The 20,298-nt window shown below is 45.6% G+C and carries 19 protein-coding genes; 3 read left to right on the top strand and 16 right to left on the bottom strand.

Translation table 11 applies throughout. From position 1 onward, the window contains the following. Positions 1-46: 46 nt before the first annotated feature. Positions 47-1,069: an ABC transporter substrate-binding protein gene (locus MKZ12_RS12260; RefSeq protein WP_339241839.1), complete on the bottom strand. Its 1,023-nt coding sequence runs from the start codon at positions 1,067-1,069 to the stop codon at positions 47-49. A 242-nt stretch (positions 1,070-1,311) separates the two neighbouring features. On the opposite strand from MKZ12_RS12260, the gene MKZ12_RS12255 reads away from it, so the two are divergent. From MKZ12_RS12255 to MKZ12_RS12245, 3 genes are read left to right on the top strand one after another with little or no spacing between them, the layout of a single operon-like run. After that, complete coding sequence (locus MKZ12_RS12255) at positions 1,312-3,123, top strand: sensor histidine kinase (RefSeq protein WP_339241837.1); 1,812 nt, start codon at positions 1,312-1,314, stop codon at positions 3,121-3,123. After that, positions 3,120-4,718: a response regulator gene (locus MKZ12_RS12250; protein ID WP_339260600.1), complete on the top strand. Its 1,599-nt coding sequence runs from the start codon at positions 3,120-3,122 to the stop codon at positions 4,716-4,718. Before MKZ12_RS12255 ends, MKZ12_RS12250 begins: the two co-directional genes overlap by 4 nt. Continuing rightward, on the top strand, positions 4,711-5,676 hold the full coding sequence (locus MKZ12_RS12245) for a substrate-binding domain-containing protein (RefSeq protein ID WP_339260599.1): 966 nt from the start codon (positions 4,711-4,713) through the stop codon (positions 5,674-5,676). Before MKZ12_RS12250 ends, MKZ12_RS12245 begins: the two co-directional genes overlap by 8 nt. 457 nt (positions 5,677-6,133) lie before the next feature. Here the strand turns inward: MKZ12_RS12245 and MKZ12_RS12240 are convergent, their stop codons facing one another. From MKZ12_RS12240 to MKZ12_RS12170, 15 genes are all read right to left on the bottom strand, one after another. Continuing rightward, a complete protein-coding gene (locus MKZ12_RS12240; RefSeq protein ID WP_339260598.1) occupies positions 6,134-6,658 on the bottom strand; it encodes a GNAT family protein in 525 nt (174 codons plus the stop codon). A 62-nt stretch (positions 6,659-6,720) separates the two neighbouring features. After that, a complete protein-coding gene (locus MKZ12_RS12235; protein WP_339260597.1) occupies positions 6,721-7,020 on the bottom strand; it encodes a hypothetical protein in 300 nt (99 codons plus the stop codon). Positions 7,021-7,065: 45 nt separating this feature from the next. Beyond that, on the bottom strand, positions 7,066-7,512 hold the full coding sequence (locus MKZ12_RS12230) for a GNAT family N-acetyltransferase (protein ID WP_339260596.1): 447 nt from the start codon (positions 7,510-7,512) through the stop codon (positions 7,066-7,068). Positions 7,513-7,694: 182 nt separating this feature from the next. Next, positions 7,695-8,633: a hypothetical protein gene (locus tag MKZ12_RS12225; RefSeq protein WP_339260595.1), complete on the bottom strand. Its 939-nt coding sequence runs from the start codon at positions 8,631-8,633 to the stop codon at positions 7,695-7,697. Positions 8,634-8,723: 90 nt separating this feature from the next. Then, on the bottom strand, positions 8,724-9,356 hold the full coding sequence (locus tag MKZ12_RS12220) for a methyltransferase domain-containing protein (RefSeq protein ID WP_339260594.1): 633 nt from the start codon (positions 9,354-9,356) through the stop codon (positions 8,724-8,726). Positions 9,357-9,359: 3 nt separating this feature from the next. Continuing rightward, positions 9,360-9,548 (bottom strand): hypothetical protein, encoded by a 189-nt coding sequence (locus MKZ12_RS12215; protein ID WP_339260593.1) that lies wholly within the window; start codon positions 9,546-9,548, stop codon positions 9,360-9,362. A gap of 59 nt (positions 9,549-9,607) precedes the next feature. Then, the gene (locus tag MKZ12_RS12210) at positions 9,608-10,384 is read right to left on the bottom strand and encodes a class I SAM-dependent methyltransferase (RefSeq protein WP_339260592.1); all 777 of its coding nucleotides are present in this window, start codon (positions 10,382-10,384) and stop codon (positions 9,608-9,610) included. A 103-nt stretch (positions 10,385-10,487) separates the two neighbouring features. Further along, the gene (locus MKZ12_RS12205) at positions 10,488-10,958 is read right to left on the bottom strand and encodes an NUDIX domain-containing protein (protein ID WP_339260591.1); all 471 of its coding nucleotides are present in this window, start codon (positions 10,956-10,958) and stop codon (positions 10,488-10,490) included. A gap of 144 nt (positions 10,959-11,102) precedes the next feature. Continuing rightward, the gene (locus MKZ12_RS12200) at positions 11,103-12,653 is read right to left on the bottom strand and encodes a glycoside hydrolase (protein ID WP_339260590.1); all 1,551 of its coding nucleotides are present in this window, start codon (positions 12,651-12,653) and stop codon (positions 11,103-11,105) included. Positions 12,654-12,748: 95 nt separating this feature from the next. Then, positions 12,749-13,762, bottom strand: coding sequence for a carbohydrate ABC transporter permease (locus MKZ12_RS12195; RefSeq protein ID WP_339241815.1), 1,014 nt, complete (start codon positions 13,760-13,762; stop codon positions 12,749-12,751). 32 nt (positions 13,763-13,794) lie between these two features. Next, positions 13,795-14,694 (bottom strand): sugar ABC transporter permease, encoded by a 900-nt coding sequence (locus tag MKZ12_RS12190; protein ID WP_339241813.1) that lies wholly within the window; start codon positions 14,692-14,694, stop codon positions 13,795-13,797. After that, positions 14,691-17,345, bottom strand: a complete 2,655-nt coding sequence (locus MKZ12_RS12185; protein ID WP_339260588.1) for a DUF5696 domain-containing protein — start codon at positions 17,343-17,345, stop codon at positions 14,691-14,693. Before MKZ12_RS12185 ends, MKZ12_RS12190 begins: the two co-directional genes overlap by 4 nt. Positions 17,346-17,366: 21 nt before the next feature. Beyond that, positions 17,367-17,990 carry a Yip1 family protein gene (locus tag MKZ12_RS12180; protein WP_339241810.1) on the bottom strand — a complete coding sequence of 208 codons (624 nt, stop codon included), beginning with the start codon at positions 17,988-17,990 and terminating at the stop codon, positions 17,367-17,369. Then, positions 17,977-19,416 (bottom strand): gluconolactonase, encoded by a 1,440-nt coding sequence (locus MKZ12_RS12175; protein WP_339260587.1) that lies wholly within the window; start codon positions 19,414-19,416, stop codon positions 17,977-17,979. Before MKZ12_RS12175 ends, MKZ12_RS12180 begins: the two co-directional genes overlap by 14 nt. A 17-nt stretch (positions 19,417-19,433) precedes the next feature. Beyond that, positions 19,434-20,297, bottom strand: coding sequence for a carbohydrate ABC transporter permease (locus MKZ12_RS12170; RefSeq protein ID WP_339241806.1), 864 nt, complete (start codon positions 20,295-20,297; stop codon positions 19,434-19,436). Position 20,298 lies beyond the last annotated feature (1 nt).

Here is a 20,298-nt window from a genome sequence, read left to right as displayed (position 1 = left end):
ACAGCCTGGTCGAAAAATGACTTTTCGGTGTTATACGAATCTGCGTTTAATATTCGCGTGTTGGCAATGCTTCTTTGGCTTGCTCCGATGTGAACGTTGTCTCATCTGTCACGATTCGGGGTTCGATGTCTTTCCCGTCCACTACCGCTTGAACCGCTTCCATTAATTGAGGTCCTAACAACGGATTACATTCCACGATAAAGTTGATTTTGCCATCAGCAGCAGCCTGCATCCCATCCTTCACGGCATCAACCGAGATAATAGTGATATCTACGCCTGGTTTCAGTCCTGCCGCTTCAATGGCCTGAATTGCACCAAGTGCCATATCGTCATTATGTGCGTAGAGAACATCGATTTTTTTATGTGCTTTGAGGAAAGCCTGCATGACTTCTTTGCCTTTGGCACGTGTAAAGTCTCCCGATTGTGAAGCGATCACTTTAAGCTTTGGATTGGAAGCAATCAATTCCATAAAGCCCTCTTGACGGTCATTCGCTGGTGCGGAGCCAGTTGTGCCCTGCAATTCTACGATATTGATCTCGTCTTGTGTGTCCTTATATTGGTCATTAAGCCACTGACCTGCTTTGCGTCCTTCTTCTACGAAGTCGGAGCCAATAAAGGTTTTGTAGAGGGTTTTATCCGGGGAATCCACAGCACGGTCCGTCAAAATTACGGGAATGCCTGCATCCTTCGCTTCCTTCAATACGGTATCCCAACCGGATTCCACAACAGGAGAAAAAGCTATCACCGTCACCTTCTGCTGGATGAAGGATCGCAAGGCTTTAATCTGATTTTCCTGCTTCTGCTGCGCATCCGAAAACTTCAAATCATAGCCTGCTTCTTTGGCTGACTCCTGAATCGACTTGGTATTCGCCGAACGCCAGCCACTCTCCGCACCAACCTGCGAAAAACCGAGCGTAATTGTTTTGGCGCTGGCAGGTGTACCCCCATTGCCATTTGTTGAAGTTTCATTATCGGAGCCTGCTCCTCCATTGGTACTGCTGCATGCCGTGCTAACCAGCATCACCATAGCCAATGTTATGGCAAGTCCCCACTTTTTTTTGGTTCGCATGTTGTGATCCTCCCTTTTTCATTTCACCTTGTGGTGTGATCACATTATAGAACGCTTTCATTTCAAGCTTATATGGAGTATCTTGTTTTTTTAATGTAATAATTTAGCAATTTCAAAAACAGAGATCCAAAATGTGTAATTTCTTTGTTTAATGGTGTAGTATTTAGCGATTCTCTTAAATATCTAAAAATCATGTTATACTAATGGTACATTTTCGATCCCTTCAGATGGAGTGGAATACGTTGAAACTCATTCAGTGGATTGCTTCAAGCCTAAGGCTTAAATTACTCAGCATGTTTATCATCCTCAGTTCAGTACCACTGATCGTGGTTGGATTGATTTCTTACCACAAATCCTATACGGTCGTATCCAATCATAACAAGGCCTCGACACAATTGGTCGCCGACCAGCTTGCCAGGAACATTGATATCTTGTTTGAGGATACGGAACGGTTGCTCGAACTGGGCAAGAATCCACAAGTGCTTCAATACCTTTATTCTCAATCGGAGTCCTACCCGGAAGCCAAAGCCATCCTTCAGACCTACAATCTATATCGAGAAACTTACAAGTATGACAAGGTACTTAATATCTCATTTGTGAATTTCTATGGAAAAGGCATAAGTGAACGAAAAGGCGTGTTCAAGCTGGAACGGAATCCGCTACGTAACCCGTACTTCAAGTATCTGATACAGTATCCGGATGCCATTCTACGCATCCCTCATTCTGCAGCCCATGCCGAATATAACAGGCTGGATGGATTTGCTTACCCTAAACAGAATGCGCTTTCAATTATAACTACCGTCAAGGAACGAATCACGCATGAGGTCATCGGATTTATCGTAATTGATTTGAATGATTCGTTTATTGATGATTTTTTGACGAGCACCCCCATTAAGGATTCAGGTTTTTTCTACATCAGTGATCAACACGGAAATACTCTTTTCAGACCGGATGCCACCCCGGCATCCATAAGCATGATGGATCAGATCCGATCAATCCCCTTACATTTGCAACATGACAGCTTTATCCTGTCCGCAGGCTCCAAGCCGCAATTCGTTGTATACAGCACCTCCAAACAGACCGGATGGAAAATGATCGGGGTAGCCCCTTATCAGGAAATCATTGCAGAGGCCAATAGCATTCGCCAATTGATCATCATCACGGTTTTGTTAAGTGCCTTCTTTGCAATATCATTATATTTTTTCCTGAATAATCGACTGATTCTTCCCATCCGGATTCTGATGAACAAGATGCGTAAAGCTGCAAACGGTTACTTGGAGGCCAAAGTCACACCACACGGCTCAGACGAAATTGCTGATCTGGGCAAAAGCTTCAATGTGATGCTGGATAAGCTCAAAACATTAATCGAAAAGAGTATTCGAGAGAATGAACAGGTGAAAATAGCTGAACTACGTACGCTGCAAGCTCAGATCAACCCTCACTTTCTCTATAACACGTTGGAATCCATTCTATGGATGGCTGAAGCAGAGAAAAAAGAAAATGTAATCAAACTTGTGCAGGCCCTCTCGAAGTTCTTTCGTTTGAGTCTAAACAAAGGATTCGACTGGGTATCCATTCAAACCGAGCTTGAGCATGCGAGGAGTTACTTGGTCATTCAACAGATGAGGTATCACGATATTCTCACCTACGAGATCAGCGTTGACCGTGAGCTTCAGGATTATCCCATTCTGAAAATGACCTTGCAGCCCCTAGTTGAAAACGCGCTCTACCATGGGATCAAAAACAAACGTGGTCAAGGGCGTATATCCATCCACGGATATATTGAGGAAAATAGCATCATTCTCACCGTACAAGACAACGGAATCGGCATGTCTGCGGATCGATTGGCTCAATTACGTGAAGAGCTGGAGAAACCGGCGGGTTCTCGTTCCCCCCAAGATGACGAGCAGGAAGGCGGATTCGGTCTGCTCAATGTACATCACCGGATTCGACTCTATTTCGGACCAGCTTATGGCGTTGAAATGGACAGTACGTATATGGAAGGAAGCACATTTATGATTCGTATCCCCAAAAGCAAGGAGGTTAACCGTTGAAAAAGGTCATGATTGTGGATGACGAAATTGGGATTCGGGAGAATATACGGAGCTGCATTGATTGGGAAAAGGAAGGTTTTCGCTATTGCGGGGATGCACCCGACGGCGAGCTTGCATTACCTTTAATTCATGAATGGGCACCGGACATTCTGATTACGGATATTAAAATGCCATTTATGAACGGACTGGAACTGACCTCCATCGTTCGCAATCAGCAACCTGATATCAAAATCATTATCATGAGCGGTCATGATGAATTCAGCTATGCCCAGGAGGCCATCCGACTCGGTGTAACTGAGTACTGTCTAAAGCCCATTAGCGCAGCAGAGCTAATCCAGATGCTTCATAAGGTCAGCAAACAAATGGATGAAGAACAACAGCGCATGACAAGCCGAACGATCACCAAAGAAAAACTGCTAGCCGATCTGTGTGGGGGACTCATCGGTACAACCGATGCGATTGAATCAGCCAAACAACTCGCACTTCCTCTCTCAGCCAGGTATTACACCATTGTCATTATCGACGTTCGATTAACAGAGGATTCCCCGGATTCGGAATCCATGATGAAGAAGCTGATTCCCGTACTGGAGGAAACTCGTGATCCCCACGTAGAACATCTTCCTTATATTCGAAGCCGGACGGAGATCGTGCTTCTGCTCAAGTATAATGACGCTGAGAACATATCCGCATATCTGGAGCAGCTTCGTGGGCGGGTTCGTATGGAGCTGGAGCATATGTTCAAATGTAATATTATTCTGGGTATTGGCAGTCAACAAGAGCGGCTGCAGGGCATTCATGTCTCGTATCTGGAAGCGGAGGAGGATAAATATATTACCCGGCTTACCCTTCAGAACAGAGCTACTCTAACTGAAATTAACCTGGATGAGCAAACGACTCTATTTCTCGACAGGAATTCGTTTCTTGAATTTCTCAAAATCGGTAGCCCCAATCTGCGTGACCCTTTTGTGCAGGAGTTTGCCGCTCCATTACAGTCCTTCGACTGGAAGTCCTCATCGTATGGCTTCTATCTGTTGAATGATCTTACGCTCGAGTCGTTTCGGCTTGCGAATCAGCTGTTCCGCATGAGTGACCATTCGGATGAGAATATCACTTCCCTGCAGCAGACGATCCGGAAAATTACGTGCTGGGAGGATTGCACCCAATATCTATGTTCCCTGCTTAACCTGTTATGGCAGAGAAGAGCAGCCTGCTCCGGAAAATACAGTGATGTCATCGATCAGGTAAAAGCCTATGTATCCCGGGAATACAGTAACGAACAAGTCTCGCTGAAGATGATCTCTGCACACGTCAGAATCAGTCCAAGTCATCTAAGCAAGATTTTCAGTCAGGAAACGGGTCAAACGATAACGGAGTATCTAACCCGGATTCGAATCGGTAAAGCCAAAGAGCTGCTGAAAACGACCAGCAACAAAACCTTTGAGATTGCTTACAAAGTCGGTTACAACGATTCTCACTATTTTTCTAATATATTCAAGAAAACAACAGGTTTTACACCAAGAGAATACCGAACGCAAGGGACCGAGGAATCGCAGGCCAGACCATCAGATATGAGAAAAGAGCCGATGTATGAGTAAAATTAAAATTGCGCTTTTACTTACACTCATACTGCTGTTCCCGATGATCATTTCATCCGGTTCGGCACACATTCGCCCACAGCAAATGGCCGCATCAGTTCCTGCAACTTCACCTGTCGAGAAATCTGCCGCGAGTAAAACTTTCGGTATTATTTATCCAATGACCTATCCAACCTATGAGATGATCACGAAGGATGCAACGGAGTATGCAGGCAAACACAATATCACATTAATTGTAAACGCACCTGATGAAGCCAATACTGAACAACAGATCCGTATCATGGAGAATATGATCAAACAGCATGTGGACGGAATAGCTATATCTCCTGTGGATGCTGCTGCACTTACACCCGTAATTGATGCAGCTCAAGCTGCCGGTATTCCTGTCATTACATTCGAGTCAGATGTCCCATCCAGTCATCGAATCGCTTATGTGGGCGCTGATAACTATCGCACTGGCCAGCAGTTCGCGATGACGACTACAGACCTTCTGCATAATCAAGGCATGATTCTTGTCGAGAATGGTTTGGAGGAGATGCAAGGTTTGCAGCAGCGACTTAATGGATTCATCGACTACATCCGCAGTGAAACAGACATCGAAATCTTGGAGGTTCGTTATCATCAAGGGAATGAAGATCGCGCCATGTCCGATATGGAGAATATGATTCAAGCTCACCCTCACTTCAATGCGATTATCGGACTCGATTTTGTTTCCGTCTCTGCCTCTACCCTGATCTGGAAAGCGAAAGGACTTAACCGGCATTTGATCGCGTTCGGAGACAGCCCGACCAGTGAAAACGGGTTGCTCAACGGTCAATTGTCTGCCGTTATTTCACAGAATGAGGGAGTCTGGGGTGCCAAAATGATGGAGACCTTGTTACTCGCAAGCGACGGTTTGCCCGTGCAGGAATTTATTGATACGGGGATCATTGTAATCAATCAGGAAGGAAGTAAATAATTAAGGGGATGTCTGCCTGTCATTCAGATGACAAGCGAACATCCCCCATTTAAATTTTCGTACACGTAGTTATTACATCCGTTCATCAAGTGTTCCTCAAGAAAGATGACCTCTGCCTGAGAGTTGTTCATATCTAACTATTACGCTTAAGCTTCATAATGACCCGATCGAGGATGAACCCCGCTCCTCCCCAAAAAATCAAATGGAATAAGTATATTAATGGCCTGAAAAATGAAGTCGTCTCTGGATTTGTATTTATTTTGGTTAACCAGTCATTCAGCAACGGATTTATAGGATTCGTTAAATAAATCAGAATATTCTTATCATCGTTCCCTGATAGATTAATGAAACATACGGTTAGCGAGAAAATAACAAACCAAAAAGTTAACTTTTTCAGTATGTTCAGCATGACGGGTGGGTAAACCTCCTCTCAAGTACGATAAGTCCTTTTGAGAAGCTATTTCTTCCATTCGTCCTCTAATATGCTCATCTCGATCAGATTCCAGAAGGTATCTTCATGTCTTCTCGCATCACGAATAAGTCCTTCTCGTACAAAGCCCGCTTTTTCATAACATCGGATGGCTGAGACATTAAAATCAAATACACCCAGACTGATCCGGTGTAACTTCTCCTCTTCAAATCCAATTCGAAGTGCCTCATCGATCATTTGCTTTCCATAGCCTTTACCCTGATAGGGCTTGCCAAGAAGCACCTTACCGATACGTCCTGAACGATTATATCGATCGATACCGCCAAGAGCAATATGGCCCACAATCTCCTGAGTCGTTTCATCCATCACTTTATAAATGAACTTATTCGAAGTGTTCTTATCATTCGCACCATGCAAATATTCTGCTAGCTGTTCCTTGGAAAGTGGATAATGGAACTGCGGGCCAGCCCACTGGAGCAGAAACGCTTCATCTCCACTCCATTCGATTAGTTGATCAAAATCTTCCGGTTCAAAGTATTGGAATGTAATCATGTTGATCTGCCCTTTCTTTTTTTATGTCATATCATAACTTATTTCAGTTCTCTCGTGTCATCCTAATGATGAGTTTCATCAAACTCTTTGTTTCTTGCATTCATTTCACGTATGGAGTTCTGAACCCAATTCATTCTAGCTACTATACAGATAACTCCACCCAAAATGCATATCGCACCTATCCAATAATTCAGTTCAAAATTCACTTGATAATCACTCGGAGTATAACTACCCGCTGCTGCTGACTGGAATGCTGCATACCCTAGCTTCGGAATTACCTCTTCAATCATTTTCGAGATTGTAATAATCACAATGCCTAACATGATAAAGAGTAATGAGAAAATACTCTGTAAATGCTTCAAAGACAAGCTACCTCCTCTACAATCCGAATCGCATGTATTTTGGCACTACCTGCATCTTAGAAGACGAACAACTTCGCCACCAATCAGACCTTCACTTACTCGGTGGAAACCAAAAGAGTCATACAGCTTTCCGGCAATATCATTTTCCGGCCTGTGTCCAATCATGATGCGTTTGCATTTCAGCGATTCTTTCATTAGATCAATCAACTTCCTAAGGGCTTCTCTTCCATAACCTCTGCCCTGATACTTGGTATCTATCATTAGAGCAAGAAGCCAATAGTTATCCTCATGATCCGGCCGATCTGAGTACACCGCAAATCCAACTAATTCCGAATCAAAATAGATGGCCATGGGTTGAAAGTCTTCAACTACCTTGGATTCAGCAATCCAATATACAACCGGCGCGGGGAAACTTTTTTTCTGTTCTTCAGTTACATTCAGTTGGGTACATGGATACCAATTATCTACCGAGACACGTTTTAAATGAATCATAGTTTGAAATTCCTCCTTGTGAAAATTACACAGAGGAATCCCTCGAAACGCTTCCTTGATTCCTCTGTGCTAGACAAACACACCTCTGGCAACTCCGTTTCTTCTACTCAGATTCGTATTGTTTCTCATATCACATCACTCCTTTCACATTGTTATGCAAACCTCTTACCACTTCAATCACCTCATGCTAAACCTTTGATCTCTGATAGTTCAGGAGTATGTTTGATGAGGTCAGCTAGTTCATAAGATGCATTAGCTGATAATGCATCTTTAACTGCCTCAGTCCCTCTTGTTTTCCAGATCGAATATATCCATTTGGAAGAACCATATGCATTCATGCGATGATCACGTTCCTGTATCTGCATGAACAATTTCATACTTTCCTCATACCTTTCAATATCCGTTAAAATACAGGCCAGATTGTTCAACGCAATGTTGATATCTCTCTGTGAATTTCTGGAGACATTAATATCCTCCCAACTACCGACCACTTCGTCTTTTCTTGAAATGGGCAGTGCTCCAACATTGATGTCATCAATCGAATCCATCGTTTCGTTCACAAGAGCTTGAACTCCGACAACATCCCCAGCATGATAAAGCCTAGTCAGACGCTGTTTGTTGTATGTAATTCGGGCAAAAAGAGTATTGGACCATGTCTCATCTTCTTTTATGAGCTCGTTCATATTTTCAAGCACACTGTCCATTTCACTGTACCTCTCCAAAACCCAAAGCGAACCACCCAAAGCCCGATGGCTCTCGAATCGAACACCTCGGTTGGTATCCAGCTTGGGTGCATGATCACAAGCATAATGGTACCAATCGATCCAATGATCAAAATAGTTTCCCAAGGACAATGATAACGCTTGTGTCGAATCCGAAACGATCCAGTGTAATTGCTCAGGGGCGAGGTTTTCTTTCCCCCATTCGAAGAATTCCCGGTGATTCGCAAAAAGCAGTTCCGACTTTCTTAACAAGGCATAACCATCAGAAATATTCCAGTAGACCCAGCCTCGTTCATGGACAGACAATCTTCTGGATTGTTCATATTTTTTCAGCAAATCAATCATGCCTTGATGATCATCTTGAACTACAAACTCCTGGAAAGCTTGAGCGATATTCATTCCCATCCTCCGTCTCTTAGGAAGCTTATTCTGTCATAGACAGTACTAATGCACCGAGCAGGTAAACCTTATTTCGAACGTACACAGCTCTTACAGAGGCTTCGTGCCGCAAGCTGTAATGAAATTCATCATGGCATAGGCTTCCGGCGAATGATTTATCGCATCAGAGGCTTGTTGCAGTTGGGCAAACTCCTCCGAACTGATCACACCTTTTTCAGCAAAATGGACAAACCGATTGAGATTAAACTGCTGCTTAAACCCTTCTATGCCTAACAGATCACTATGTTGAAGCACGGAGTCAATGTCAACATCGATGTATCCGCTCTCAGAAAGGAGACGTGGCAGGCTTCTGCCAATTAAACGATTACCGCCGTGTTGTGCCACATAGTCCGAAATTTTCATTAATACCGTATGCAATGCAGGGACATCAGGATTCACTGCACCAAAAACACCATCATCTACATCAATAATGGCAAGGCGGCCGCCAGGCTTCAGTACACGATATATCTCTTGTGCGGCTTCGTTAGGATTGTTCAAATGAAGAAAGATCAATCTTGCCACGACAAAATCAAAAGAGTCATCCGGCAGATCCATTCCGTATATAGACGATTCCACAAATTTTAACCGCATGGAAGGGATGTCTTTCAGCCGTTCTTTGGCTTGTGCTTGCAGTGAACGATCAATCTCAAGCGAGGTAAGCTCGCTGTCAGGCAGACTGTTCAATAGCTACTCTGTAATGTACCCTGGTCCGCTTCCGACCTCCAATACACGCATCCCGTTTTTCAAACCATACCATTCCAGATTGCGGAACTCTTTGCTCCACCCCATGACCGCCTGAACCCTTAACCGCTCCAACTCCTCTTGAAAACTTAACACCGCCGTTTGAATATTATATGTTGAACGCAAGTCACTCATATTTTATTCCTCCTGTTTGCAATGGAATGATAAAGATATATCCTTAGACACAAATATCCTTAGACCTTTTTCTTCCCTAGATAAAGAGCAACCTTATGTTGTTTTTCTATCGTTCCACCTGCAGCATCAATGGAGTGTTTGATGCGTTCCAGAAGTGAACGCCGCACATCCTCAGCCAGCTGTTGATGCTTGGAATTTGTATTTAACAACGCGACATATTCTTCGCTGGAACAAGTCTGGATCCAGTTATACTCCTTCACCTCAATATCCGTGAACAAGCCGGATTGTTCTGTTATTTCTTTACGCTCCTGGATAACTTCATCTGGGGAAGGATAGTGAGAATCATCCAGATGAGGGGCTAATGCGATGTAATGGGAACGAATTTCAGTATGTAGCGGTTCAAAGTTCGGAACATGAATCGTCCAAAAAAGGCCGATGCCACCTCGATCCTCTAACAGCTCCCAAGCCCGACGGTAACCGATTTCCGGTCTGATAAAATGAAAGGCGGTTCCCGACACGATTAAGGAATAGCGCTCTCCTTCGTCATCCCAGTCCTCAAAAGGAGTGTTGATCACTTGAATCGAGGGATAGGACTTGAATTTGTCTACGGTGAACTGAGCCAGATTACTGCCTAATTCAATACACGTGATATTGGTATATTCCTTGCTCACCAATCCACTGGTCGCCTGTCCTGTTCCGCACCCAATCTCCAGAACGGGATCTTCTTTGTTGATCTGTAAATATGTAAAAATATCTTCAAACATTTCACTTGGATAGACGGGTCTATATCGATCATATTCTTGAACTACAAGATTAAATGTTTCCTTATTTTCCATGTCGTATCCTCCGATTTCTATTGTCATTCTCCCGATATACATTGACTAAACTATTCCCCTCTTTTTTCAGATGAAGAGATTTGGTTACAATACATATTGAATGCTACCTTGTCCTGATATGAATTATGGACTGAGCGTCTTTGTTTTTCCCGGTTAATAGAGCCAATAATCCATCTGGTACCAGCTTGATGTCCTCTTTTCCTTCATTAAAATCGCCAATGGACTTCCACACGGCTCGGTAGGATTCCTTTCCTTCTATGCCTTGAAGCTCTATCTTACTGTACATGTCAGTGTTCTTGAATTTTGCTTCATAGATAAAATCAATTTCATGCCCCGTCTCTTCTACCTGAAAAATATTCTCGATTACAGCAATCAGCTGTGGAGGTTCAATCTCTTGATGCAACTCTTCTCTTATTTCTCGCATTAATGTGTACTGACTGTTTTCTCCGAATTCAACTGTACCACCCACAGGACGATAGAACGTGGTTGAACTTCCTGGGGATTGAAATGCTTGCACAAGGATCTGATCCTCATTACATGTAAAAATGGCCAACGCGACCGTGCGAATATTCATTTTTTTCTCCTCTTATCGTGCATTTGCAGGCTGTAAAAAAAGCCCATGACAGAATTTAGCTTAATAACACATTTCTGCATGTATCAAACCTCATTATATCATGGGCGATATTGAGTGAAACCTCACTATTTATTTTTTCGCTGTTTACTCCACACCTCCCATAAAGGTCACAACTGATTCTCCTGGAATGGTAAGGATAAATGACTGCATCTCTTCTCCGGCTATAACCGTCTCCTGACAGGCTAAATCCAGTTCAGCACTGGTCACATAAGACTTCATTGTGGTAATTGGACCATTTAAGCCGAGTTCCTGAAGACTCACTTGAATGCACTTGTCATATTGACCATGGTTTACAAAAACAGCCGTTACCGTTTGCTCTTCCTCATGAATATAGGCAGAACCGAGTAGTCCGCTGTCGGCTTCCTCTCCAAGCCCGGTGAGTTCAATTCGCTTCGCTCCAGGCCGAATAAATCTGCTGTAGTTGCCGAGTACCCACAGCATTTTCGAGGTCAGAATATTTTGCTCATCGCCAGCTTCACTATAATCCGTATAGATCAGCCCATCCTTATAATCCACCTTGGAGACAGCCGTCCACCATTGCCAGGCCGCAGCATGAGCCTCAACTAGATCAAAATGAATTGTTCTCGCTACATGCAGAGCGGATTCAATGCCTAAATCACGTCCAGGTCCGTAGTCTCCGAGTATGCAGTATTCAGTAACCCAATATTTGCTGTCTGGATCATAATGGTTCAGGTTGTGATGAAGCAGCTGCCTGAGTCTCACCAGACGATCATCTCCGGGATTACTGTAATCAGACCAATAGGAATGCGAAGCGATTTTATTGCCCACCGCTTCCTTCATCTGAGGATCGCCAATCAGGTCTTTTATGTATTCCCGGTACTTGCCCGTGCCGAGCTGATTAGCACCGCTGGAATAGGTTCCGCTGCCCGCAAACTGGCGATAATATTCATCATCCAGCAGTGAAGTGATCTCCACACCGTCCGGTGCGCTGATTCGCGTGTGCAGATCGCTCTGCTGTAGCTGACGATATAATTCGAGAATGACTTTTTTTAGATCATCGTTATTGTAGCGATTGCCCTCCTGCCAAGCCTGATTCCAGTCCCAGGTCGGCTCGTTGATCGGACTGATATAATTAAAAAGAAATCCTTTCTGCTCGAAATGCGTTAATACATCCATAAGATAGGCTGCAAATTTGCCTTCATACCCTGTTCTCAGGTTGGTCGAACCAACTCCAGGATCAGGCTGAGCATGACCATTCTTGGTCATCCATACCGGAGGACTGTTCACAAAAGCGATAAGTGTCTCCACTCCCCGATCACGAGCGGCCTCAAGAAACCACTGTTGACCTGATTGCTTGCTCCAATCATATTCACCGTCCTCCGACGTTTTGAAAGCTTCCGCTCGTCTCCACGGGTCGGGAATCCGATCTTGATCTGTTTCCGCCGAGCCTGCACCAATGTTGAAACGCCATGCAGATAATCCGATTCCTTGTTCTCTGGAAAATAAAAGATCGGCTACCCGGGCTTTGTTCTCTTCACTCCAATACTTCCCGAGCGGCTCCATCGACCACGCATCCGAAGCCCCGAAGTTGTCTATACCCTGATAACGTATCTCCCCGTCAATCGTTACCCTCTTATCCAGTTTCGTTTGTGTTTCTCTTGTATTGATCTGCATTCTTCTTCCCCTCTTCCTGACCTGTACAGCCAACTGTATTGCCAACAATACCAATAGTAGACTGCCCGTTTAGCCGGGCAGCCCCCACTTCCCCGTTATCCTACAAGACCAGAACGTTCCACACTCTCTACGAAATGACGCTGAACGAACAGATAAATAATAATTAGCGGTAGAATCGCCATCAGCACACTCGTGTTCATCATCATCGACATGAAAAACGGATCTTGCGTATATGAGGCAGCAGCCTGACCGCCACCCGTCAAATAAGTTGCAATGGTGAACCCGGACGATGACATCATCGACGACATCACCTTAGGTTCGTTCAGATACATATTTGTGAAAAATGAATCGTTCCACTGCCATACAAACGAAAACAGCATGACGGTAACCATGGATGGGATCGCATTTGGCAGGATAATTCGGCCAAACGTTCTAAAGTATCCTGCTCCATCCACATAAGCTGCCTCTTCGATTTCCCGTGGAATGCCTCTGAAAAATTGGCGGAAAATGTACACATACAGTCCGGTCTTGACACCCATACCCAGGGCAGCCGAGATCAGGAACGGCCAGTACGTATTGATCAGATTGGCAGGACTGCCTCGAAACAGCTCAATCAGCCCCATCACATCAAAGTTTTTGAAATTCAGATACAGCGGGATCATAATCGTCTGTGTCGGTACCAGAATGGTAAAAATCACCGCAGCAAACAACAACCCGCTGCCTTTAAATCTGATTCGTGCAAACCCGTAGCCGGCCAGGACACAGGTTATTGTCTGCAGCAGCATCACCGCTGACGATAACCACAAGGTATTCATCAGCACGCTAGGGTAATTCATAGCTGTAAAGACTAGCTTGAAGTTCTCTAGCGTAAAGGTTCGCGGAATCCAGATCACCATTGGGTCGTACAAATCGGACATGCTTTTGAATGATATGGATATCTTCAATAAAATGGGATAGAGAATGACAAATGATATGCCAAAGATCAGAACAAACCGGACCAGAATCCATGCCCACTTTTTGATCGCTTCAAACCAGTACGCCGCGGATCCCAAGCGCTGTAGCCATTCCTTTTTCACAGACGGCTGCCCTGTTGCGGTTTCTGTCTTCATGTCAGACCTCCTTTTCCTTTTTTCCAGCATTGCTAATTCTGATAAAAGACCTTGCGGGATACAATTGCGGTGGTTACCCACAGAATCAGTGCAATGACGGCAAAATAGATCCAGGACATCGCCGCACTGAGTCCAAAATTAAAGCTCTTGAAGGCCGTATCCACCACAAGTCGGCTCGTCTGATCACGGATAAAGCTGTCCACAATGGTATAGACCAGATTCGTGAGAATCAGAGGGCTTAGCATGGGAAATGTAATTTTCCAGAAGGCTTCATATCCCGTTGATCCTTCGATCTTGGCGGCTTCATACAATGAAGGTGAGATCGACTGCAAGCCAGCAAGGAAGATCAGAATCTGGACACCAGACTGGCTGACGATTTCGTATATCCGGCTTACTGCACCTGTCAAATATTCAACAAGAATCGGACTCATACCGGACTCCAGCAGCATAATGGTGAGATCCAGATTTTTCATGACGGATAGACCACCGCCAGTCATATCGTTTGCATTACGTACGACAGACTGCATCAGATCGCCGTTTTCGATGCTTGCAATAATGCCCGAAGCCAGAATCACGGGCAGAAAAAAGATTGCTCTTGCCAGCACCCTGCCATGGAACTTCTGATTCAGAATAACGGCAAAGAACAGGCTGAAAATGATGATTAACGGTGTATTTACCACGATATCCAGCACCGATTCCGTCAACATGCGTACATAGGATTCATGTGAGAATAATGCCTCACGGAAATTGCCCAGACCAATATACTCCAGACTGAAACCTTCATTAGACACCTGCAGATTGCTCAGACTGTAACGGAACGATGAGATCAGCGGCACCATGAACAGAAACAGGAAACCGAGGAACCAGGGCAGGATGAAGTACAAACCGTAATATCTGTTTTTTTGCTCCAATGATAATTTTTTGATTTTCATTCCGGTGTGTCACCTCCTACCTGGTAACTCTTCGCTGCCACACTTACACCGTTCACCTTCACAGCAGCATCGTTGTAATTCACAATGACCTTTTTTCCTTTTTCAAAAGTGGTCTGATAGACACCATCGCTCAGCTTTTCATGTTTAACAATGGATTGATTCTGCACGTCATGCAGCACCTCGTTCAGCTCGGCATACCGCTTAGCCGACTCCTGAATCCAGCGTCGATAATCGGCCGAATATAACTCGTCGAAGCCCGTCAGCTTGATCGCGGACGGATCAGCGTGGAACCACGTATAATACGGCGCTGAGCCGGTTTCAATCGCTCGCAGCATCTGCTTGAGAGAATCCTGATCCTCTGCCATATTCCATGCTTGGCCTGTGTATTGAATGTAGCCGTGATAGACCAGCTGGAAAAAGGGAACCGTCTCGTCCGTGATATTAAAGCCACTGCTGCTCATCGGTGTATCCACAATATGTCTGGCATAGGGACTTGCGTACACATTGCCTCCTTCCAGGAGAAGGGATACATCTGAGGAACCCTTCACCTGCTCAAGCTGCTGCACAACAACCTGCTTGGCTTGCTCACGGTTGATCACGTTGGCCCGGTTGTAATCGGAATTAAGCTGATCGCCCAAATCGCGAAGAGAAATGGCATTGAGCCCGAGCGGTGCATAGTCCTGCATAAATCCGTTTACAATGCCCGGTACGGCCTCGGGAGTAATAACATAGCCCGGAGGAGACTCTTCATCCCGCATAAACGTGGACATGCGATACGGAAAAACTTGCGCAAGTTTGCCCGTAATTTGACGTGATGCGTACGATTTCTTGAAAGCGTCAGCCTCCGGGAACACCTCCAGAAACGATACATCCGGGTATAAACCAAAGCCATTTTCTTGCATGTACGCCTGAAGGCTTTGCAAACCCTTTGCACCTCCAAGTTTCTTGTCAACCTGGATGGATTTGGGCAGATCGTGATGCACCCCTCCGTTGAACCATCCGGTGTATTGCAGCTGAATATCCTGCACACCTAGATCTTGCATCTCTTTTACAATCTCCTGTGCCTCTTCAAATGTGGTCAGCGGCTCGTAGGCACTGTACGGGATCCCGAGAAAAAACTTTTTCTTGGGAATGCCACCGATCAGTTCCACGTAGAAAGGCAGTGTGGTATCATCCGCCAGACGTGTGAGTTTCTTTTGCCCGATGAGATAATCCCGATACTTGGAAGCCATTCCCGAATAACTCGCATCTTCGGAATCCAGGAAATCATAAACGACAGCTATTTCGTTGTGAAAAGGCTGCGCCTGAAACCGTTTGACTGTGCTGGAACGCCAGCCATTCGTAAGGGTAACTTCCTCCATACTGCTCAGCGCAAAGCTTGGATACACGGTGTTGTACTGATTCAATCTGCCGCTAATATCCGCCTCCACGGATGCAACAGCATCCCCTTTATCAATGACAGCGAGATATCCTTTGTCTCCGTAACTCATACCAAATACGGGCATTCTCGCCTTTTGCTCCTTCTGAATCTGTGTGAGCTGGTTGATGGCATGATCGCTTCCATACAGCGCTGTACTGTAAGGTGATGCATACGTCTTTTTGTTATTAAAATAAATCAAGGAACCCGACCCGTCAGGCACCAGGCTGTAGCCTTCTTCCTTAGGCCCGCTGGCTCCGAAAAAAGGCAGCAAGGACAAGGATTGAATTTTCATCGCTTCCGGATATTCAATGCCATTCTCAGGTATGGATACCCTCAAGTGTGCATCTTCGAGCCGATAGTGAACGGGAACAACTACATTGGCACTCCCGCTCTCTTCCTGCCCGTAAGCGGCTTTGTCGATCGCGATCTGAGCCTCATCGTAGCCGATGGAGTCAAAAATCCGGGTGACCTTTGACAAACCAACGCCCTTCAGAGAGGAGTCCCGTCTCTCAAAACGTTTGTTCTGCTCATCATGACGAAAGCGCTTCTCAATCTCCTTCTGGTCCTTCTCCTCCAGCTTAGCGAGAATCAATGTGTTAAAGCGCTCCTCGCTAATATATTTTGGGATCGCTTCGAGATCACTTTTGACTTCGCCAAGCGTATATACGATGTTGAGTCCATGCTCTACTTTTTCAATCTCAAACTGACCACTCTGTACACTATGCGTAAAATTATCGTATTTCAGCGCATTACCCGTATTATCGTAATACGTCAGCTCAAACTGCACATTCAACTGAGACTTGTTGTACCCCGTCGCAATGGCGTCCTGCTCGCGATCCTGCGGATTGGAAAACCATATTGCCCCGTTCTGCTTATCCTTGACCGCAATTTCAGTCGTCTCCGGGTGCAAATACAGAATCATCTGCTCGTTCTCAGCAACCATTTCCATGCCCTCAGGGACCGTCATCTCGCTAGGGTTGGACTTGTTCGCAGCCTTTGCATCTGGAGCATTTGGCGTAGCTGCCACGTCTGATGCGCTGCTCTTTGCCTGATCTGTACTTTCAGGTGTATCAGTTCCAGCACGTTGAGAATCTGCCGTTTGTTGCTGCTCTGAAGTTGTTTGTTGCTCCGAAGTCGCTGGTCTTTCGCCCTCCGCGTAATTCACACTTTGTGTGATTAAAAGACTGCTTATGAGCATGACCGCTACGATAGCGGTACGTCTTCTTTTCATCTCCGGCACCTCCTTCCTCTTCTATTCGCGCAGCGTGATCTCTTGATAGAGGGTGTAGCCAAAACTGATGATCTGCTGGATCAAGCTAAAGAAAAGCAGGCCCAGAAATATAACGACGCCCATCACGACGAGTGTGAGCAGCATCGTACTAATGGTTTTGAACACAGAGTATTGATGTACCGTCTTCGTTCCGATAAACAGCAGCCACACAAACCAGAGCATACCGAACGAATCCAGCAAATAATAAAAGGAGGATTCACGCAGCGTAATGACATTACTCAGCAAAATATTCGGAATGTTGACCAGAATAAGCGGAAGCATCGCATATCCGGTCGCAATCAGAATATCTTTGAACTTGCCCTCCCCATCCATCAGCGTGGTCAGCGACCAATTGGCAATACACCAGAGCAAAAAAGGAAGCACGATATACTTAAACTCATTGATACTGTTCAGCGAAAGCGGATAATTGTCATTCACGACATACCCCGCGTACTGACGTTTTACAATCATCGTTACGGTGACTGCAAACAGTACCAGGAGTGCCACACGCAGCCTGCCTTTATTTTCATATTTCAAATCCCAGTATCCGTCAAAAGGGCGTACCGCGACATGCAGAGAATACCTGAGTTCCTTAATTAGCGACATCTCCGATCCTCCTCTCATTTTTTGCTCTAGTGATGCGGCGCCATGCGATTACTCCGATCAGCAATCCGATGGCTATTGTCATATACATGCCGAAATATTCTCGCATATATTCCCTGCGATACTTCGCGAGTGCCTTGGAGTAATACTCCCGATCATTACCGAGCTTCAGATACGTCATCGCTTCCTTGTATTTCCCTTCCCGCAGCATCGACTTGCCGATCCCGACATAGGCCATTTCATAATTGGCATCCAGACGTAATACTTCTTCCCAGAGCTTAGCGGCTTCTGTATGTTTCCCCGAACTGTATAGACGGTTCGCTTCGTTCACCAGGCTTCCGAAGGTGGTAGCCTTGAACTCGGTGATCCGGCCCAGGTCACGATCCAGCACATAGATGGCATCACCGTAGCTTTCAACCGCCACCGGATTTTTGAACGTGCCTACCTGATTGCCCAGTTGACCAATGACATACAGCAAATTGCCGTCTTCGTTATACGTGAACACACGCCCACGCGTGGAGTCCAGTGCACGGTAGACCCCATTGCTCGACACTTTGATATCAATGAAAGAGGAACGATTCATGCTCAAGTCCCCAACCGGCGCAAATTCTCCGTTAACCCGGAGCACATCGATTCCGGATGGATTCAGCCTTTTGACCGCAGACGTTGTATTTTTATCCGCTGTTGTTGTGTAGATAAAACCGCCATCATCCACATCGGCGTTGTTGAATTCCAGCGGAATAAAACGAATCATTTTCTCCCGTTGCTCCTTGGTGGATACCGTTTTCCAGAATAGATCGACCGGATCAAACTGCACACGGTTTGTACCCATGAATCCGGTAAAACGCCCGTCACTATCAAACTCAATCAAGCCTTCGTAGACACCCCGGCCAACCACATAGATTCGCCCGGCTTTGTCCACAATGACTTTTCGCGGGAAATATTCAAACGTCTCGCTGAGCACATCCGATTCCGGTGCACCGATGGCACGCACAAATGTACCGTCCTGATTCAGCTCCACAATTCGTTTGTTTTCGGTATCCGCTACGTAGATTTGGCCCGCCTCCGTAACAAAAAGCCCTTCTGGATTCAGGAAGCTATCCTGTTTGCCGCCATGCTCGAACTGCTGAATGACTCGTACCGTCTCCCATTTATCGTTTAACACAACGATTCGCGCATTTCCTGAATCCAGCACGTAGAGCAGGCCATCCTTCGCAGCATATATATCCAGGGGGGACTGCCACGTCCCAGTTCCGGCCTCCTCACCTGTAATGACTCTGGAAGGGAGAAAAGCAATCGGTGACTTTACTGCATTCCCCCAGTAGTTATAGGTATATCCCTCATACGGTGCCGCATGAGCCTGGTTAGTTCCGAGTCCGGCAATCAGCAGGGAAGCTGCCAGAACGATCAGCCATGATTTCACTCTCATCTCTAACACCCTCTCCCTTAATCCTTCATGCCGGATGATGCCATCGTTTGAATGACATTGCTCTGTGACAATACAAATGTAACAATCGGCACCGTCATCATGATGACAGCTACAGCAGCCCCTACTCCTGCTCGGGCAATTCCGCCTTGCACAATCTGTCCCATGGCGTAATGCATCGTTTTAAGCTGTTCACTGTAGATAAAGCTTCCACCGTCCGTACCCCACAACATCTGCATCATCAGAATGAGCAGTGTAAGCCAGGCCGGTTTGACGAGCGGCATAACCACCTGGAAGAAAATCCGATACTCGCTTGCGCCATCCATTTTTGCCGCCTCCAGCAGCGCATCCGGAATCTGCTCCATAAACTGTTTCATCAGATACAAGCCAAGCGGATAAGCAAAGGCCGGAATAATGATCGCTTGGTAGGAGTCGAGCCATCCGAGAGTTGACATAATCATATAGTTCGGGATCGCTGTTACATGTGGCGAGAACATCAGCGACAGCACAATAACGGTGAACAAAACTTTATGACCGCGAAACTTGTGTTTCGCCAGCGGATATGCCGCTGCCGAAGCCAGGATTATATGGCCAAACGTACCCGCTGCTGTAATAAATACGGTGTTGAAAATGTATCTCGAAAAGGGAACCCATGAATTTTTCATGACCTGAAACAGATCGGAGAAGTTTTCAAACGTCGGGTTCCGTACAAACAAGGTTGGCGGGAAAATGAACAGTTCATCCAACGGTTTAAAGGCATTATTGATGACATAGATGAGCGGAACCGCCATAAATGCGCCAAATCCGCCAAGCAACAGGAACAGCAGAATATCGACCTGCCAGGATCGATTGATTTTTCGTTTCATAAGCAGGGCTATCTTCATC

Origin of the sequence: Paenibacillus sp. FSL R5-0713 (genome assembly GCF_037973325.1) — a bacterium.
Lineage (GTDB): Bacteria > Bacillota > Bacilli > Paenibacillales > Paenibacillaceae > Paenibacillus.
This window is presented reverse-complemented; position numbering and strand designations above follow the sequence as displayed.

What these genes read in the sequence shown, in the direction of transcription:
- MKZ12_RS12260 (WP_339241839.1), bottom strand. Translation starts at nt 1,069, where the DNA reads ATGCGAACCAAAAAAAAGTGGGGACTTGCCATAACATTGGCTATGGTG.
- MKZ12_RS12245 (WP_339260599.1), top strand. Translation starts at nt 4,711, where the DNA reads ATGAGTAAAATTAAAATTGCGCTTTTACTTACACTCATACTGCTGTTC.
- MKZ12_RS12240 (WP_339260598.1), bottom strand. Translation starts at nt 6,658, where the DNA reads ATGATTACATTCCAATACTTTGAACCGGAAGATTTTGATCAACTAATC.
- MKZ12_RS12230 (WP_339260596.1), bottom strand. Translation starts at nt 7,512, where the DNA reads ATGATTCATTTAAAACGTGTCTCGGTAGATAATTGGTATCCATGTACC.
- MKZ12_RS12225 (WP_339260595.1), bottom strand. Translation starts at nt 8,633, where the DNA reads ATGAATATCGCTCAAGCTTTCCAGGAGTTTGTAGTTCAAGATGATCAT.
- MKZ12_RS12215 (WP_339260593.1), bottom strand. Translation starts at nt 9,548, where the DNA reads ATGAGTGACTTGCGTTCAACATATAATATTCAAACGGCGGTGTTAAGT.
- MKZ12_RS12210 (WP_339260592.1), bottom strand. Translation starts at nt 10,384, where the DNA reads ATGGAAAATAAGGAAACATTTAATCTTGTAGTTCAAGAATATGATCGA.
- MKZ12_RS12205 (WP_339260591.1), bottom strand. Translation starts at nt 10,958, where the DNA reads ATGAATATTCGCACGGTCGCGTTGGCCATTTTTACATGTAATGAGGAT.
- MKZ12_RS12200 (WP_339260590.1), bottom strand. Translation starts at nt 12,653, where the DNA reads ATGCAGATCAATACAAGAGAAACACAAACGAAACTGGATAAGAGGGTA.
- MKZ12_RS12195 (WP_339241815.1), bottom strand. Translation starts at nt 13,762, where the DNA reads ATGAAGACAGAAACCGCAACAGGGCAGCCGTCTGTGAAAAAGGAATGG.
- MKZ12_RS12190 (WP_339241813.1), bottom strand. Translation starts at nt 14,694, where the DNA reads ATGAAAATCAAAAAATTATCATTGGAGCAAAAAAACAGATATTACGGT.
- MKZ12_RS12185 (WP_339260588.1), bottom strand. Translation starts at nt 17,345, where the DNA reads ATGAAAAGAAGACGTACCGCTATCGTAGCGGTCATGCTCATAAGCAGT.
- MKZ12_RS12180 (WP_339241810.1), bottom strand. Translation starts at nt 17,990, where the DNA reads ATGTCGCTAATTAAGGAACTCAGGTATTCTCTGCATGTCGCGGTACGC.
- MKZ12_RS12175 (WP_339260587.1), bottom strand. Translation starts at nt 19,416, where the DNA reads ATGAGAGTGAAATCATGGCTGATCGTTCTGGCAGCTTCCCTGCTGATT.
- MKZ12_RS12170 (WP_339241806.1), bottom strand. Translation starts at nt 20,297, where the DNA reads ATGAAGATAGCCCTGCTTATGAAACGAAAAATCAATCGATCCTGGCAG.